Raw genomic sequence first — 15,210 nt, forward strand, 5'->3', positions numbered from 1 at the left:
GCGCCACCCGCCCGTTCACGCGTGCTTTAGCTGCCGCTAGCGATCATGCCAGTGACCATGTCATAAAGCTCTTGCGCCGGAAGACCACGCTTGGTGTTGTCTTCGATCCAAGCCGCTGCCGCTGGGGCCGCTGCGGCCTTTTTAAAGGCGGCAATCTCGTCGTCCGAGAAGGTCACTTGTGTTATGCCGCGCTCGTCAAGTGCGGGGCCCCAGGCCGACATAGTAGCATTATTGTAGTTGTCGACATAATGCGCCAGCGCCTCGTCCACCGAAGACATCAGCGCCTCGCGATGCTCATCGGACAGGTCGTTCATCGCGTCCGTGTTCACAACAACAGGGCAATTCACCGTGCCGGGGTTCAGGTTCGTGGTCCACCACGTCCCGTTTTCGATGGTCCCAAAGGACATATGCGCGTGGGGGGCAAAGGCCACGGCCTTAACAATGCCGCTATCCATCGCCTGACGCACTTCGGTCGCAGACATCGACGTTGGCACCGCACCTACGGTTTCCATCGCGGCTCCGATCCCGCCGGTCGCGCGCACGCTCAACCCGGCAAAATCTGCCAGCGATGCCGGCGCATCACCCAGACCCACAAGGTTATACTGCGGCAATGGTGATGGCATCAGCAGTGTCGCATTCCAACGGCCCAGATCCTCAACCGCAGCGGGGTGCTGATACACCGCCATTGATAGCTCGATCTCCTGCTCCAGCGAAGAAACACCAAGGAACGGCAGCTCCAGAACCGTGATCGACGGGTTTTTGTCACGGTGATACCCCGCACAGAACTGCGCCATTTCAAACGCACCAATCGAAATCCCATCCAGGTTTTCTCGGTTCTTGGACAACCCGCCATAACTGATGTTAAGCGTGAAATCACCACCGGTCTTTTCGCTCACCAACTCGGCCAGCTTCTCAACATGTTCGGTAAAGGCGCGGCGTTTGCCCCAGACCGAGACATTCCACTCAGTTGCCATCGCTTCGGTCACAAATGCCATAGACAGGGCGGCCACGGCCGTCCGGCTCAAAAGTTTACGCATGATTTCCTCCCATATGCGTCGTCTTTTTGGTGCCCCTACCATGACGCGCCATAATCCACTTGGCTATGAGAGAAATTGCGCAGGGCAAGCGCGCTGCCCTGCGGATTTCCGCAGAGCGCAAATCACTCCAGCAACGCCGCCTTGTCCAACCCTAGTTTTACGATCTTTTCGTTCAACGTGCGCCGCCCGATGCCAAGCGCATCCGCCACCGCATCCATACGCCCTTCATGGGCGCGAATGGCCTTGCCGATAATCTCCCGCTCAAACGCCGCTACCGCCTCGCGCAGCGTATCGGGGACCTCGCTCACCTGCGCTTCACCACGCAACGCTGCGGTCATCGACCCGCCCCCGCGCCGCGCCATCAAAACGCGTCGTTCACACGCATTGCGTAATTCGCGCACATTGCCCGGCCAGCTATGCGCCATCAACGCGGCCAGATCATCTTGATTCAATTCAGGTGGATCAACCTCGTAAACCCTTGCAAAGTCAGACAGAAAATGCGCCGCCAGTAACGTCAAGTCATCGCGCCGCTGACGCAAAGGCGGCAGGTTCAGCATCAGCGTATTCAAGCGAAACACAAAATCCTGACGCAATGAGCCATCCAACACGCTGGCCTCAATATCGGCGTTGGTCGCCGCCACAAACCGCAAATCCGCCCCGTCCAACCCCTGTTCGATCACCCGCAACAACTGTGCCTGCACCGGCAAGGGACACGATCCGACCTCGTCCAGAAACACCGTCCCGCCAGTGGCTTGCGCAAGCGTCTCCGGGTCAAATGTCTCGGCCACCAACGTCGCGCAATTCAGTGCCAGAAACGGCGCATCTGCGCGCCCGCTCAGATCATGCAACGCCCGCGCCACCAGCTCTTTGCCGGTTCCGGTCTCACCCTCAATCAGCACTGGCGCAGTAATCCCTGCAAAGTCCAAAATATCTTGCCTCAACGCCTCAACAGCGGATGTCTGCCCTACCAGAACCCGGTCCAAACCAGACAGCTGAAACAACCTATGCTTCAATCGTGCGTTGCTAACCCGCATCCGCGATTGGTCAGCCGCATGGCCAAGAATGCTCAGCAACCGTCGCGGATCATATGGCTTTTCGACAAAGCTATAGGCTCCGTCCTGCATGGCTTGTACCGCCATTGGAATGTCGCCATGCGCTGAAATCAAAACAAGCGGAGGTGCGCTCTCGGTTTCCAGGGCCGCCAATAGCTCCAGCCCGGACATCCCCGGCATACGCACGTCTGACAGGATCACGTCCGGCGCAAACTCACCCATCCGCTCCAGCGCAATCTCTGCGCGGGGCACGACGTTTGCGATCCATCCCGCCGCTTCCATCAGCGCGCTCAATGACTGTCGCATCGCCTTGTCATCATCCGCAATCAAGATGCGAAATGCGTCCTTACCGCTCATGCTGCATCCTCCGCCGCACCTGCATTCGGGATCACCACCCGAAACACCGCACCACCCGCGGTGCCGTTGCGCGCTGTCATCCGCCCCTCATGGTCCTTCACAATATTGGCCGAAATCGCCAGTCCAAGCCCCATGCCGCGCCCGCTGGCACGTGTGGTCACAAACGGCTCTTGCAACTCCTGCAAGGTCGACGGCCCCAGCCCATGGCCATTATCAGCGACTTCAAACCACGCCTGCCCATCACTTTGCCCCACGACCACACGCATCATAGGCGCGGCGCTCTCCTCAATCGCATCCACTGCATTGCGCAGAACGTTGGTCATCACCTGCTCAATGCGCAGCTTGCTGCCCCGCACCTGCACCGCACTTTCCGACATATCCACCTCAACCCGCACCCCCGCATCCTCCACGTTGGGCGCAACCAGCCCAAGCGCAGCCCGCATCGCGTCGCGCAGATCAAACACCGCAAATGGTTCGGGCTGGGGCGAGGCAAAGAACTTCAACTGCCGCGTGATGCCCTCCATCCGGTCCACCAGCCCGCCAATTTCACCCACCAACGGCCCCACCTGCCCCGCGCCAATCTCTGCCGCCGCCAGATGGTTGCGCATCGCCGCAATCGGCTGGCCCAACTCATGCGTGACCGATGCCGACAGTTCGCCCAACGCCGCCAACCGGCTCGCCCGTTCCAGCTCATTCTGCGCCAATTGCAACCGTTCTTCCGCTGCCTTGCGCTCGCCAACTTCCTTGGCCAGCGCCGCATTACTAACCCGCAATTGCGCCTCTTCCTGCTCCGCACGCCGCAACGCTCGCCCAATGCGGCGCGCGCGTTGTACCTGAAAGATCACCAGCAATATCCCCGCCAGCAACACCACAACCGCCGTCGCCAACCAGGATCGCGCCACCGCTCTGTCATCGCTGGCAAAATAATGTAGCGCCCAACCATGCGGCAACCCATCTCCAACCAGATGCAACCACGCCTCGCCGCCAATCCGCGCCCGCTGTCCGTCCCGCGCCTGCCAATCCAGCGCCGCCAGTTCCTGCCCGGCAAACTGCCGCGCCGCCGCGATCTCTGCCCGTTTGCCGTCCGATAGGGGTTCCAGCACCCGATAGCGCCACGCAGGGTTTGAAGCCAACAAAACAACCCCGTCCTGATTGGCCACCAAAACCTGCTCCCCTGACGCGCTCCAGCTTTGCTCTAACTCCGACAAGCTTTTCTTGACGGCGATCACGCCCAACGTTTCGCCCTGCTCTCCCAAAACCGCATCCGCTATGAAATATCCCGGCAACCCCGTGGTCGAACCTATCGCGTAAAACCGTCCCTGTTCGCGGTCCAACGCGTCCTGAAAATAGGGTCGGAACGCATAATTATGTCCCACAAAACTCGACGAAACCGCATGGTTAGACGCGGCGACCGTTTCGCCGTTGGTGTTCATCAGATAGATCGCATCCAACCCCGCCTGATCCGCAAACACGTCCAGCCGCACATTCAGCGCGCCCCGGTCGCCACCATCTGCCGCCGCCATCACGTATGTGTCGCGCGACAGCACCTTGGTCAGATGTGCATAGCGCTCCAACTCGGCCACAACCGTGCTGTGATAAACCGACAACCGCCCTTCGGCCTTGGTCAGCTCTTCTGCCACAAAATATCCAAAGGCGACACGATAGACGAACACCCCGATCACCACCGTGGCCAGAACAGACGCGATCAACGGTTTTCGCAGCATATCTCTCCCCTTGCTGGCCGTCACGCTAGCCAATCGCCCTGCAACTGTGAATGCCCCATTTCGCCCGCTTGCCAAACTGCGCGCCCCGGCCTAGCGTTCACCCATGTCCCGCTTTGCCCCGCTCCCCGACCCGCCCTATTACGCCGTCATCTTTACCGCACAGCGCACCGACGGCGATCACGGTTATGGCGCAATGGCCGACAAAATGGTCGAAATGGCCGCGGAACAAAGTGGGTATCTGGGTGTTGAAACCACTCGGGACGAGGCTGGGCTTGGCATCACCGTCAGCTATTGGGCCGACGAAGACGCGCTCAAGAACTGGAAACAGGTCAGCGAGCACATGCTGGCGCAAAAGCTCGGAAAAACACGGTGGTACGAGTATTACACCTTGCGTGTCGCCAAGGTGGAACGGGCCTATAGCGGCCCCAAGGGGCGCTAACTTGGTTTTGAAATCAATGACTAGGGCTGCACCCGCCTATGGTGAGGCGGATCAGGCGCTGACCGGTGTTTCGCCGAACACTAGACTGTCAGGAAACCGACGGATCCATTTGAGGTCCAAATTTGACCCCACTCAAAGCCCCAAAATCACCTTCACGTAATTCTGGGTCTCTTTATAAGGCGGCACCCCGCCGTATTTCTTCACCGCCGCTGGCCCCGCATTATACGCCGCCAACGCCAGACGCCACGATCCAAACTTGCGATACTGCTTGCTCAGATAGCGCGCGCCGCCTTCAAGGTTCTGCTTTGGATCAAGCGGATCAACCCCCAGCCGCTTGGCCGTCCCCGGCATCAATTGAGCCAGCCCCAGCGCGCCTTTGTGCGACTCCGCATTGGCGTTCCAGTTGCTTTCCTGCTGCACCAGCTTCAGGAACAAATCCACCGGCACCCCATGCAGCAACGCTGCCTGACGCGCCATATCCAGATATGGACCTTTGTATTTACCGTTATAACTGCCATCGCCCCACTTTGACGGGGTATAAATCGGCACAGGTTTCAGACGCACCGAATTGCGATACTGCTCAGACGCGCGCCCATCCAGCACCTTGGTCTGGCTCTTGAATATCCGCGAGGAACTTTTGCTGGAAACACTCTGCGCCATGGCCGGAGCCACCACAAACGTGGCCACTACTGCTACACCAATCAACTTCCACACCATAGGGTTCGACCGCCTCACACCGTCTTTTGCGCAGTTCTATACCATTTTTTGGCAATTTTGCCAGAACATCCATTCACCTGCCGCACCAGACGGCCAATTTCCGCCCTTGGCCATATTATTCTCGTCGGGTTTTCCACAAGAATCCGCTTCCCATTTGCGCGCGGCAATGGTGTATGGTGGGCAGAATTTACCAATAACAAACCGAGGAGACAGGGCATATGGCCGGTTCCGTCAACAAAGTGATCATCGTGGGCAACCTGGGGCGCGACCCCGAGGTGCGTACCTTCCAGAACGGTGGCAAGGTCTGTAACCTGCGCATCGCCACTTCCGAAACATGGAAAGACCGCAACACCGGCGAACGCCGCGAGCGCACTGAATGGCACTCGATCGCTATCTTCTCCGAAGGTTTGGTCCGCGTCGCGGAGCAATACCTGCGCAAAGGCTCCAAAGTTTACCTCGAAGGCAAACTGCAAACCCGCAAATGGCAGGACCAGTCCGGTCAGGACCGTTATTCAACTGAAATCGTGCTACAGGGCTTTGACGCTACACTGGTCATGCTTGACGGCCGTTCCGGCGGTGGTGACGGCGGCGGCTTTGGCGGTGGCTCAGGTGGATATGATCAGGGCGGCAGCTCTGGCGGCTATGATCAGGGCGGCAGTTACGGCGGTGGCTCTTCCTCCGGTGGCAACTACGGCGGCGGCAACCAAGGTGGTCCATCCGGTGGCAGCGCGCCGTCGCGCGACCTGGACGACGAAATCCCGTTCTAAGCCACAGGTAACAGCATGACCGAGTTCCCCGATTTTTCCCGTGCCCTGACCGACCGCCTTGTCGCCTATTGCGCCATCGACAGCCAAAGCGACGAACAGTCTCCCGCTCAGCCCAGCACGGCAATCCAGCTTGACGTTCAACGCCACCTTGTGGCCGAACTCGAACGGATCGGGGCCTCGGACATCCAGCTGACAGACTACGGCGCAGTACTGGCCACCGTGCCCGCAACAAACACCGCAGCGCCCACAATCGGGCTCTGCGCCCATGTCGACACCGCCCCGCAATTCAACGCTACTGGTGTAAAGCCGCGTGTGCACGCGGGCTGGGACGGGTCCGACATCACCTATCCCGATAATGCCGACCTCGTGCTGCGCCCGTCCGAGCGCCCCTATCTGGCGACCAAGACCGGCCATGATATCATCACTGCCTCCGGCCTCACCCTATTGGGTGCAGATGATAAATCCGGCGTGGCCATCATTATGACAGTGGCCGAGCACCTGCTCACCACCCCCGGTCTCTCCCATGGCAAACTCCGTCTTGCATTCACCCCGGACGAGGAAATCGGGCGCGGCGTCGATCCGCGCCTGCCGTCCGATTTTGGCGTCGAATTTGCCTATACGCTCGACGGTGCCCGCGTGGGTGAAATCGAATATGAGAGTTTTTCCGCAGATGGCGGCGTTGCCACCATCACCGGCGTTTCGGCCCATCCGGGCTATGCCAAAGACAAACTGGTCAACGCCCTACATGTCGCGGCCCATATCGTGGACGACCTCGATACCGACGGCGAAACACCAGAAACCACCGATGCCCGAGACGGGTTTATCCACTGCTACGGGATCGAAGGCGGATCTTCTACGGCCACCTTGCGCTTTATCCTGCGTGATTTCGAAATGGACGGGCTCGCCGCCCGCCGCGCGCGCCTGACCGCCGCTTGCGCCGCCGCAGAGGCCGCCTTTCCCGGCGCTACCGCTGATCTGGAAATATCCAAACAATACCGCAACATGCGCTACTGGCTTGAAAAAGACATGACCCCGGTTGATCTGGCCCGCGATGCCTGTCGCGACGAAGGGTTAGAGCCGCGCTCTGTCCCGATCCGGGGCGGCACGGATGGATCACGCTTCACCGAACTCGGGGTGCCCTGCCCTAATCTCTTTACTGGAATGCAGGATATCCACGGCCCGCTGGAATGGATCAGCGCCCAGGACATGGCCTGCGCCACCCGCGTGTGCCTCAGATTGCTAACGCGTGCCGCCAACTAATACCGGTAAGTGCCTGTTCATCTGGCGCGCGCCGACCTAGGCCGCGAACCAGCGGTACTACCGCGCTGACAACGCGTCTTCCAGCAGCACTCGCACCGTCTCGCGCGGAACATCTGCCGTGACAAACGCCTGCCCAATCCCGCGCGCCAGAATGAACCGCAACTGCCCGTCGACAACCTTCTTGTCCTGTCCCATCAGGTCCAACAACGTCTCGGCATCCGGCAAATCACCCTCAATATCCCTCAGGTCCACCTTCATCCCCATCTCCGCCAGATGCTGACGCACCCGGCTTGGATCTTCCTGCGCACACAGGCCCATCCGATAGCTCAGCTCAAACGCCAGTGCACAGCCAATCGCAACGCCTTCACCATGCAGCAACCGATCACCAAAGCCTGTCGCCGCCTCCAGCGCGTGACAGAACGTGTGCCCCAGATTGAGCAACGCGCGATCGCCCTGCTCAGTCTCATCGCGCATCACGATCTCGGCTTTCATCTCGCAAGACCGCTTAACGGCGGCAATCCGTGCGTCCATGTCGCCCGCTGCCATCGCAGGTGCATGCGCCTCCAGCCAGTCAAAGAATTTGGCATCTCCGAGTAGCCCGTATTTCACCACCTCGCCATACCCGGCCAGAAAATCGCGCGGTGTTAATGTGCCCAGCACATCCACATCCGCCAGCACCAAGGCCGGCTGATGAAACGCCCCGATCAGGTTTTTGCCCTGTGGCGCGTTGATCCCGGTCTTACCGCCCACCGAACTGTCAACTTGCGCCAGCAAGGACGTCGGAATCTGCACGAAACCCACACCCCGCCTCAGCACGGCAGCGGCAAAGCCGGTCAGGTCACCAATAACACCGCCCCCCAACGCCACAACCAGATCACGCCGTTCCACGCGTTGCTCCAGCAACCACTCAACCGTGCGCTCAAAATGTGGCCAGCTCTTGGTGGCCTCACCCGCTGGCAGCACCAGCGCCTCGCATGCGATCCCATCCGCCGCCAACCCGGCGCGCAATGCCTCCAGATGCAGCGCCGCCACGTTTTCATCCGTGACCACACACACTTGCTTGCGCCGCAACATCGGTCCGATCAGCGCGCCCGCCTGCGCCAGCAATCCCGGTCCAATGTGAATGTCATAGGCACGATCACCCAATCCTACATGCACGGTTTCCATTGCCACATTGCTCATGCCTACTTCTCCTTCAGAACGTCGGGGCGCGTTTTCAGCACCTCCAGCACCCGTTCCGCCGTCTGTTCAATCGAAAACTCGGATTCGGTCTTCACCGGCAAATCTGCAAGGCTATAAAGCGGCACCCGTGCCGCAAATATTTCTTCCAGCGTCTTGCGCGGCTCGGGTGTGCGCAACAATGGGCGCGTGTCTTTGTGACGGACACGGCTCCACAACAGATCAATATCCGCGTCCAGCCACACTGCAACACCCTTATCCGAAATCATCTCGCGGTTGCCTTTCGCCAGATAAGCCCCGCCTCCGGTCGACAAAATTCCGCGTTCTTCGTCCAGCAACCGCTCGATCACCTGGCTTTCCTTTTGACGGAAAAACGGCTCGCCATCGCGCTCGAATATCTCAGCAATACTGCGATCTGCTGCCTTCTCGATCTCCGCATCCGAATCCAGGAACGGCACCCCCAGCATTTGCGCGAGGGCGCGCCCCACGGCTGTTTTTCCAGCCCCCATCATGCCCACAAGGACCACTGTCTTTTTGAGTTCAAACCGCATCGAATGCCCCTAAAAAAACCCGCCCCATCGGCCAAGCCTTGCCCAAATTCCCACTTTGCGCATTGAATGACGTGATCTTGCAAAAAAGGCCAGTTATAAGTTGGGAAAAACGGGCAGGAAAATCGGGGAAAACCATGGGCAAACTACTACGGGCCATACTATTCTTAATCGTGTTGGCAGCGATTGCTCTGGTCGGATACGCGTATCTTGGCCCAATGTTCGGCGCGGATTTCTCTGCGCCGCAATCGGAAACCCGCATCCCCGTTGAACTGAATGGCAGTTAAAACACCCCTCTTTGCGGCGCTTTTGCTGTCCGCCAGTACCGCAATCGCCCAAGACTCTCCGCTTTCGGCCATAGACTGGCTCAATCCGACACCGACGGTCACAACTGATATCGGCCTGCCCACAGGGGAACCACCTGTCACCTCTGGGATCGCCATCCCCAGCATTGATACCACCACGCTTGATCAACAAGGGCGCGACTCAGTTGGGTTGCTGCCGTCTTCTGTTACTGGATTGCCTGCAACCCTGTGGTCACACTCCAACGCCGCTGGATTGGCCAATCAAGTGGCCGATCTGCGCCCAGAGGTGCTCCCGGCGATGCAGGCGCTACTCTACACCCTGCTTCTGGCCGAAGCCAACGTGCCCGCCAATGCAGGCGATGCAAACGCACTGTTGCTGGCGCGTATAGACAAACTGGTCGAGATGGGCGCGCTGGAACAGGCCGCCGCGCTGTTGGAACGCGCCGGACCCGACACCCCAGACCTTTTCACCCGATGGTTCGACGTCACCCTCCTCATGGGACAGGAAGACGCCGCCTGCGAGCGCCTGTCAGCCGCGCCGCACCTCACGCCTGGCTACGGCGCGCGCATCTTCTGCACCGCGCGCAACGGCGACTGGCGCGCAGCGGCGCTCACACTGGATACCGCCAACGCGCTGGATCTCATAGATGAGGAAACCGACGCACTGCTGCTGCGCTTCCTCGACCCGGAACTGTTTGAGGGCGAACCGCTGCTCTTTGCAGCCTCCGAGCCCACGCCCCTCAAATTCCGGCTTTATGAGGCCATTGGCGAAGGTCAAACCACCGCCACCCTGCCGCGTCCCTTTGCGCATGCTGATCTCCGCGAAACCGCCGGCTGGAAGGCCCAGCTGGATGCTGCTGAGCGCCTCGCGCGCACCTCTGCGCTGCATGAAAACCGACTGCTCGGCATCTACACCGAGCGCCAGCCAGCCGCCTCCGGTATGATCTGGGACCGGGTCGGCGCACTTCAGGCGTTTGATGCGGCCATTACCGCGCGCGACGCAGGCGCCGTGGCCGAAACCTTGCCCGGCGCTTGGGCCGCGATGCAGCAGGTTCATCTCGAAGTGCCTTTTGCCCGCCTGTTTGGCGCCGACCTCCTGACCCTGCCATTGCAAGGCGTCACCGCCCGGCTGGCCCGTGACATTGCACTGCTATCCGCCGATTATGAGCGCGCCGCCCATGCCGGACCGCGCGATTTCCTAGCGGGTCTGGCGCTGGGCGTTCCCCAACGCCAGCCTCAGGATGCAACCCACCGCGCCATTGCCGATGCATGGCACGGCGCTGGTGTGCCACAAGAGCTGTCGACAATGCTGGCCCGTGGTCAGCTGGGCGAAGTGATCCTGCGCGCCATGTCCCTCATGGATGACGGTGCCGCCGGTGACCTCGGCGCGCTGACCGAGGCACTGGCCACTCTGCGCGCCGTTGGCCTCGAAGACACCGCCCGCCGCGCCGCACTTCAGGTCGCTTTGCTGGACACCAGAGGATAATCATGGACGCCCTGCGCTGGATCTCAACCTTTCTCGATGCTCAGGCCGCCGATCTTGGCGCGGCACAAAACACGCAACTCGCCTATGCCCGCGATCTGCGCCTGTTTGCGGATTGGGCGACACACAAGTCGCTCGCCTTTGATACGCTCTCCCGTGAGAATATCGAGGCTTATCTTGTCTCATGCGACGCCGAAGGACTGTCTCAGGCCACCCGCGCCCGTCGTCTGTCCTCGATCAAGCAACTCTACAGGTTTGCTTTTGAAGAAGATTGGCGCAGCGACAATCCTGCCATTCAGATCAAAGGCCCCGGTCGCGCCAAACGTTTGCCCAAAACACTTGAGGTTATCGAAGTTGACCGCTTGCTCGACGCAGCACGTAACTCTGGGCGCAACACAGCGGACCGCCTGCGCAACACCTGCCTGATGGAGTTGCTTTACGCAACCGGTATGCGCGTGACCGAGCTTGTCAGCCTCCCGATCTCTGCCGCGCGCGGTGATCCACGCATGTTGCTGGTCAAGGGCAAGGGCGACAAGGAACGCATGGTACCGCTCTCTCCGCCCGCGCGGGCGGCGCTCGCTGCGTGGCTCAAAACCCGCGACGAGTACGAAGAAAAGCAACGTAGCAAAGGCAAAGCCCCCTCGCCGTTCCTGTTCCCGTCTCGCGGCAAATCCGGTCACTTAACTCGGCATCGCTTTTATATGCTGATCAAAGAGCTGGCCGTTGCAGGCGGGGTCTCTCCGGACAAGGTATCACCCCACACGCTGCGCCACGCCTTTGCCACGCATCTTTTGGCCAACGGCGCCGATCTGCGATCGATCCAGACTCTATTGGGCCACAGCGATGTCGCCACCACCGAAATCTACACCCATGTGCTTGATGAACGCCTGCGCGACCTCGTGCTCGATCATCACCCGCTGGCGCGTGACGATTCCCGCAAATCCGACGGCAAAACATCCTCAGACGGCCAATAGCCACTCAACAGCGCCCGGTCATACCCTTGGGTCAGGCCCGCCCTTTGCATTTCTGCAAAAGCCTCCCGCGCGTCATACCGCAAATCGCAGATTTCAATGCCGTTTTCTGACAAAATCGCAAAGCTTGTCGCCTGCAGCCCGTTATGGGGCGGCATTCCAATCACCCCGGCATTGACCCACATCACCCCGGCGACCTCCCGCCGAAATGCAATGCCTGAATGCCCGGCCACCACCATGTCCACCGGCCCCGCCGCGGCCTCAATCGCCGCTACCTCCTCGGCAAAAACCGCCTCGGGTGACGTCTCCCAGATAAACCGGGCGATCTCTGTGACGCCGCCATGGATCACCGCCACCCGTCGCCCGGCGTGACGGAAAACGACCATCCCGGGCAAACCCGCCATCCAAACCCGCGCCGCCACATCGACCTCCCGGCTCACGTGCGCAAACCAACCCGCTGATAACAAATCACAGGCCGTCCCGGCCTCAAACCCACAGCCGCAGTCCATCGCTTCCGCTGCCAATTGCACCTCGCAATTGCCCGCCACAACAACACATCCCCAGGCGCGCAACGCCGCCACCGTCTCTCGGGGTTGTCCGCAATACGCCGTCACATCTCCGGTACAGATCGCATTGCCCGCCAGAATCCCGCGCTCGGCCGCTTCGCCCAACACCGCTTCACTGGCCTGCAAATTCGAATACGGCCCGCCAAAAAGCAGAACATCACCCTGCAACGTGCCCAAATCCTGCATCTCTTGCACCCGATCCTCCTTGAATGCGCGCCCATCGCACCCCATAACCCAATCAGGTAAAAGGAATTGTTGCACCATGGAAGTCACAAGCGCGGCACTGGAAACGGGTCTGGACAGTACGTTCTGGATCACCGCCGGCTCAATCATCGCCCTTCTGGTCCTCTCTGCGTTTTTCTCAGGCAGCGAAACAGCGCTGACCGCCGCCTCGCGCGGCAAGCTGCGTGTGCAGGCCGACAAGGGCAATCGCGGCGCCACCCGCGCGCTCGACATTACAGAGGACAGCGAACGCCTGATCGGCTCCGTGCTCCTGGGCAACAACCTCGTCAATATCCTCGCCGCCTCGCTCGCCACCGCGCTCTTCACCCGCGCCTTCGGCGAGAGCGGCGTGGCGTTGGCCACCCTTGTGATGACCCTGCTTGTGTTGATCTTTGCCGAGGTGCTGCCCAAAACCTACGCCATCACCGCGCCGGAAACCGCCGCCTCTCGGGTCGCAGGCCCGATCAGCCTTGTCGTGCGCATATTTGCCCCCGTTGTGTCTGCCGTGCGCCTGCTCGTGCGCGGCGTGCTGCGTGTCTTTGGCGTACAAACGGACCCCGACAGTAACATCCTTGCCGTGCGCGAAGAAATCGCCGGCGCCATTCAGCTCGGCCACTCCGAAGGCATTGTCGAAAAGGAAGACCGCGACCGCATCCTTGGCGCGCTCGACCTGTCGGACCGCGCCGTCGAAGAGATCATGCTGCACCGCTCTGGCATCGAAATGATTGACGCAGACAGCGACCCGGCCGACGTACTGGCCCAATGTCTCGAAAGCAACCACACGCGCCTGCCGGTGTTCAAGGACGACCCGGAAAACATCATCGGCGTTATCCACGCCAAAGACCTGTCCCGCGCCATGCACAAACAACTGATCGACGATCAGGGCCGCATGTCCACATTGGCGCAATTTGACGTGATCAAAGTGGCCTCAGAGCCCTACTTTGTGCCCGAAACCACGTCGCTAGACGACCAGATGCGCCAGTTCCTGCGCCGCCGCTCGCATTTTGCCCTCGTGGTTGACGAGTACGGCTCGCTTCAGGGGCTGATTACGCTCGAAGACATCCTCGAAGAGATCGTTGGCGAAATCACCGATGAATTTGATGCGGACGGCGACCATCAAATTGGTCGGTCCGATGACGGACAATTCCTGATCGAAGGCGCCATGACCATCCGCGATCTCAATCGCGCGACCGATTGGAACCTGCCCGATGACGAGGCCAACACCATCGCCGGGCTGGTGATTCACGAAGCTCAGATGATCCCCTCCGTCGGTCAGGTCTTTTCGTTCCACGGCTTCCGCTTCGAAGTTACAGGCCGGACAGACAACCGTATCACCGACCTCAAAATCCGCCGGCTTTAGAACTCGGGTTTGGCTGCGATCAACTTATGTGATCATCCAGCACACAAAACGTCATAATCTCGGCCTTGCGCGTTCATGAGCAAATCGACATTGCTGATTGGGTCTCAACCAGTGGAATCGGCGCGTCATGAACAACCTCTATGGCATCCTCCTCATCGTCGCCGCCATGGTCGGCTTTTCCATCGAAGACATTTTTATCAAACAATTGTCTGACCCGTTGCCGACCGGGCAAATCCTACTGGTTCTGGGGCTGGGCTCTTGTATCATCTTTGGTGGGCTTGCCATCTTTAATCGTCAAAACATATTTGCGCGCGCAGCCTGGACACCGATGATGTTAGTACGGGCTTTGGCAGACGGTATTGCCGCGATGTTTTTTGCCTCCGCTTTGGGGCGCGTTGACCTGTCAACCGTGGCCGCCGTTTTCCAGACCCTACCGCTCGTCATCACCCTTGGCGCAGCGCTGTTTCTGGGGGAACAGGTCGGCTGGCGTCGTTGGAGCGCGATCGCCGTTGGTTTTTGCGGCGTCCTTCTGATCATCCGGCCCGGTTCAATCGCGTTTGATCCCAACACTCTGCTGGTGCTTGGTGCTGTGATCACTATCGCGATCCGCGACCTGATTACCCGGCGCATCGACATCACGGTCTCCTCAAGTGTTGTTTCCTTCCAAGGATTTGCATCGCTCGCTGTGGCGGGTATCGTTCTACTATACGCCACCTCACGCCCACCCGCTCCGATTGGTACTTCCGAGGCTGCGATGTTCGCTGCGGCCATCCTGTTTGGTGCTGCTGCGTATTGGGGCATTGTCACCGCAATGCGCATTGGCGAAGCATCGGTTGTGGCGCCCTATCGTTACACCCGCCTCTTATTTTCCATCGTCGGCGGAATGCTGGTGTTTGGCGAGAGGCCCGACATGCTCATGCTTGCCGGTGCAACGCTGATCATCGGTTCCGGCCTTTATACATTCCTGCGCGAACGCATCCGCGCAGAGACCCCAGCATAGAATTTCTGCAACGGTTAGCCCTACCGGTACCGCCCCCGGTCAAAACCAAGCGTCGCCAGCGGTTTACTTGGCGTCACGCCCTGCTATAGCTCTGCCCGAAACAACTTTGCCATTTCGGGGACATTTCCATGAGCACAATCATCGACATTCACGCGCGTGAGATTTTGGACAGCCGGGGGAACCCGACGGTTGAGGTGGACGTGATCCTCGAAGATGGCACGTT

16 protein-coding genes are annotated in these 15,210 nt (G+C 60.0%); 9 read left to right on the forward strand and 7 right to left on the reverse strand.

What is annotated here, in order from left to right:
* Nucleotides 1-26: 26 nt before the first annotated feature.
* From CLV88_RS19755 to CLV88_RS19765, 3 genes are all read right to left on the reverse strand, one after another.
* Entirely contained in the window at nt 27-1,037 is a 1,011-nt protein-coding gene (locus CLV88_RS19755; RefSeq protein WP_106610128.1) for a type 2 periplasmic-binding domain-containing protein, read from the reverse strand.
* 122 nt (nt 1,038-1,159) lie between these two features.
* A complete protein-coding gene (locus tag CLV88_RS19760) occupies nt 1,160-2,446 on the reverse strand; it encodes a sigma-54-dependent transcriptional regulator (protein WP_106610129.1) in 1,287 nt (428 codons plus the stop codon).
* Nucleotides 2,443-4,170: a sensor histidine kinase gene (locus tag CLV88_RS19765; RefSeq protein WP_106610130.1), complete on the reverse strand. Its 1,728-nt coding sequence runs from the start codon at nt 4,168-4,170 to the stop codon at nt 2,443-2,445. Before CLV88_RS19765 ends, CLV88_RS19760 begins: the two co-directional genes overlap by 4 nt.
* 103 nt (nt 4,171-4,273) lie before the next feature.
* On the opposite strand from CLV88_RS19765, the gene CLV88_RS19770 reads away from it, so the two are divergent.
* Nucleotides 4,274-4,609 carry an antibiotic biosynthesis monooxygenase family protein gene (locus CLV88_RS19770; RefSeq protein ID WP_106610131.1) on the forward strand — a complete coding sequence of 112 codons (336 nt, stop codon included), beginning with the start codon at nt 4,274-4,276 and terminating at the stop codon, nt 4,607-4,609.
* A gap of 132 nt (nt 4,610-4,741) precedes the next feature.
* Here the strand turns inward: CLV88_RS19770 and CLV88_RS19775 are convergent, their stop codons facing one another.
* Complete coding sequence (locus CLV88_RS19775) at nt 4,742-5,326, reverse strand: lytic transglycosylase domain-containing protein (RefSeq protein ID WP_165798950.1); 585 nt, start codon at nt 5,324-5,326, stop codon at nt 4,742-4,744.
* Nucleotides 5,327-5,544: 218 nt separating this feature from the next.
* Between CLV88_RS19775 and ssb the strand changes: the two genes are divergently transcribed.
* The gene (gene ssb / locus CLV88_RS19780) at nt 5,545-6,093 is read left to right on the forward strand and encodes a single-stranded DNA-binding protein (RefSeq protein WP_106610132.1); all 549 of its coding nucleotides are present in this window, start codon (nt 5,545-5,547) and stop codon (nt 6,091-6,093) included.
* 15 nt (nt 6,094-6,108) lie between these two features.
* Nucleotides 6,109-7,353, forward strand: a complete 1,245-nt coding sequence (pepT, locus tag CLV88_RS19785; RefSeq protein WP_106610133.1) for a peptidase T — start codon at nt 6,109-6,111, stop codon at nt 7,351-7,353.
* 57 nt (nt 7,354-7,410) lie between these two features.
* Here the strand turns inward: pepT and aroB are convergent, their stop codons facing one another.
* Together aroB and CLV88_RS19795 are read right to left on the reverse strand one after the other, a co-directional pair.
* The gene (gene aroB / locus CLV88_RS19790; RefSeq protein WP_243403739.1) at nt 7,411-8,535 is read right to left on the reverse strand and encodes a 3-dehydroquinate synthase; all 1,125 of its coding nucleotides are present in this window, start codon (nt 8,533-8,535) and stop codon (nt 7,411-7,413) included.
* 2 nt (nt 8,536-8,537) lie between these two features.
* Nucleotides 8,538-9,083, reverse strand: coding sequence for a shikimate kinase (locus tag CLV88_RS19795; protein ID WP_106610134.1), 546 nt, complete (start codon nt 9,081-9,083; stop codon nt 8,538-8,540).
* A 134-nt stretch (nt 9,084-9,217) separates the two neighbouring features.
* Between CLV88_RS19795 and CLV88_RS23090 the strand changes: the two genes are divergently transcribed.
* From CLV88_RS23090 to CLV88_RS19805, 3 genes are read left to right on the forward strand one after another with little or no spacing between them, the layout of a single operon-like run.
* Entirely contained in the window at nt 9,218-9,367 is a 150-nt protein-coding gene (locus CLV88_RS23090) for a hypothetical protein (RefSeq protein ID WP_165798951.1), read from the forward strand.
* A complete protein-coding gene (locus CLV88_RS19800; protein ID WP_106610135.1) occupies nt 9,357-10,871 on the forward strand; it encodes a hypothetical protein in 1,515 nt (504 codons plus the stop codon). Before CLV88_RS23090 ends, CLV88_RS19800 begins: the two co-directional genes overlap by 11 nt.
* Nucleotides 10,872-10,873: 2 nt before the next feature.
* On the forward strand, nt 10,874-11,842 hold the full coding sequence (locus CLV88_RS19805) for a site-specific tyrosine recombinase XerD (RefSeq protein WP_106610136.1): 969 nt from the start codon (nt 10,874-10,876) through the stop codon (nt 11,840-11,842).
* Here the strand turns inward: CLV88_RS19805 and CLV88_RS19810 are convergent.
* Nucleotides 11,779-12,669: a metallophosphoesterase family protein gene (locus CLV88_RS19810; protein ID WP_243403740.1), complete on the reverse strand. Its 891-nt coding sequence runs from the start codon at nt 12,667-12,669 to the stop codon at nt 11,779-11,781. The two genes, CLV88_RS19805 and CLV88_RS19810, sit on opposite strands and share 64 nt — an antisense overlap.
* Here CLV88_RS19810 and CLV88_RS19815 point away from each other — a divergent pair.
* The 3 genes from CLV88_RS19815 to CLV88_RS19825 all read left to right on the forward strand — a co-directional run.
* The gene (locus CLV88_RS19815) at nt 12,668-13,987 is read left to right on the forward strand and encodes an HlyC/CorC family transporter (RefSeq protein WP_106610137.1); all 1,320 of its coding nucleotides are present in this window, start codon (nt 12,668-12,670) and stop codon (nt 13,985-13,987) included. The genes CLV88_RS19810 and CLV88_RS19815 overlap by 2 nt on opposite strands.
* Before the next feature lie 127 nt (nt 13,988-14,114).
* Nucleotides 14,115-14,987, forward strand: coding sequence for a DMT family transporter (locus CLV88_RS19820; protein WP_106610138.1), 873 nt, complete (start codon nt 14,115-14,117; stop codon nt 14,985-14,987).
* A gap of 128 nt (nt 14,988-15,115) precedes the next feature.
* A partial coding sequence (locus CLV88_RS19825; RefSeq protein ID WP_133169986.1) for a hypothetical protein occupies nt 15,116-15,210 on the forward strand: 95 nt, incomplete at its 3' end.

Origin of the sequence: Shimia abyssi, from assembly GCF_003014475.1 — a bacterium.
Lineage (GTDB): Bacteria > Pseudomonadota > Alphaproteobacteria > Rhodobacterales > Rhodobacteraceae > Shimia > Shimia abyssi.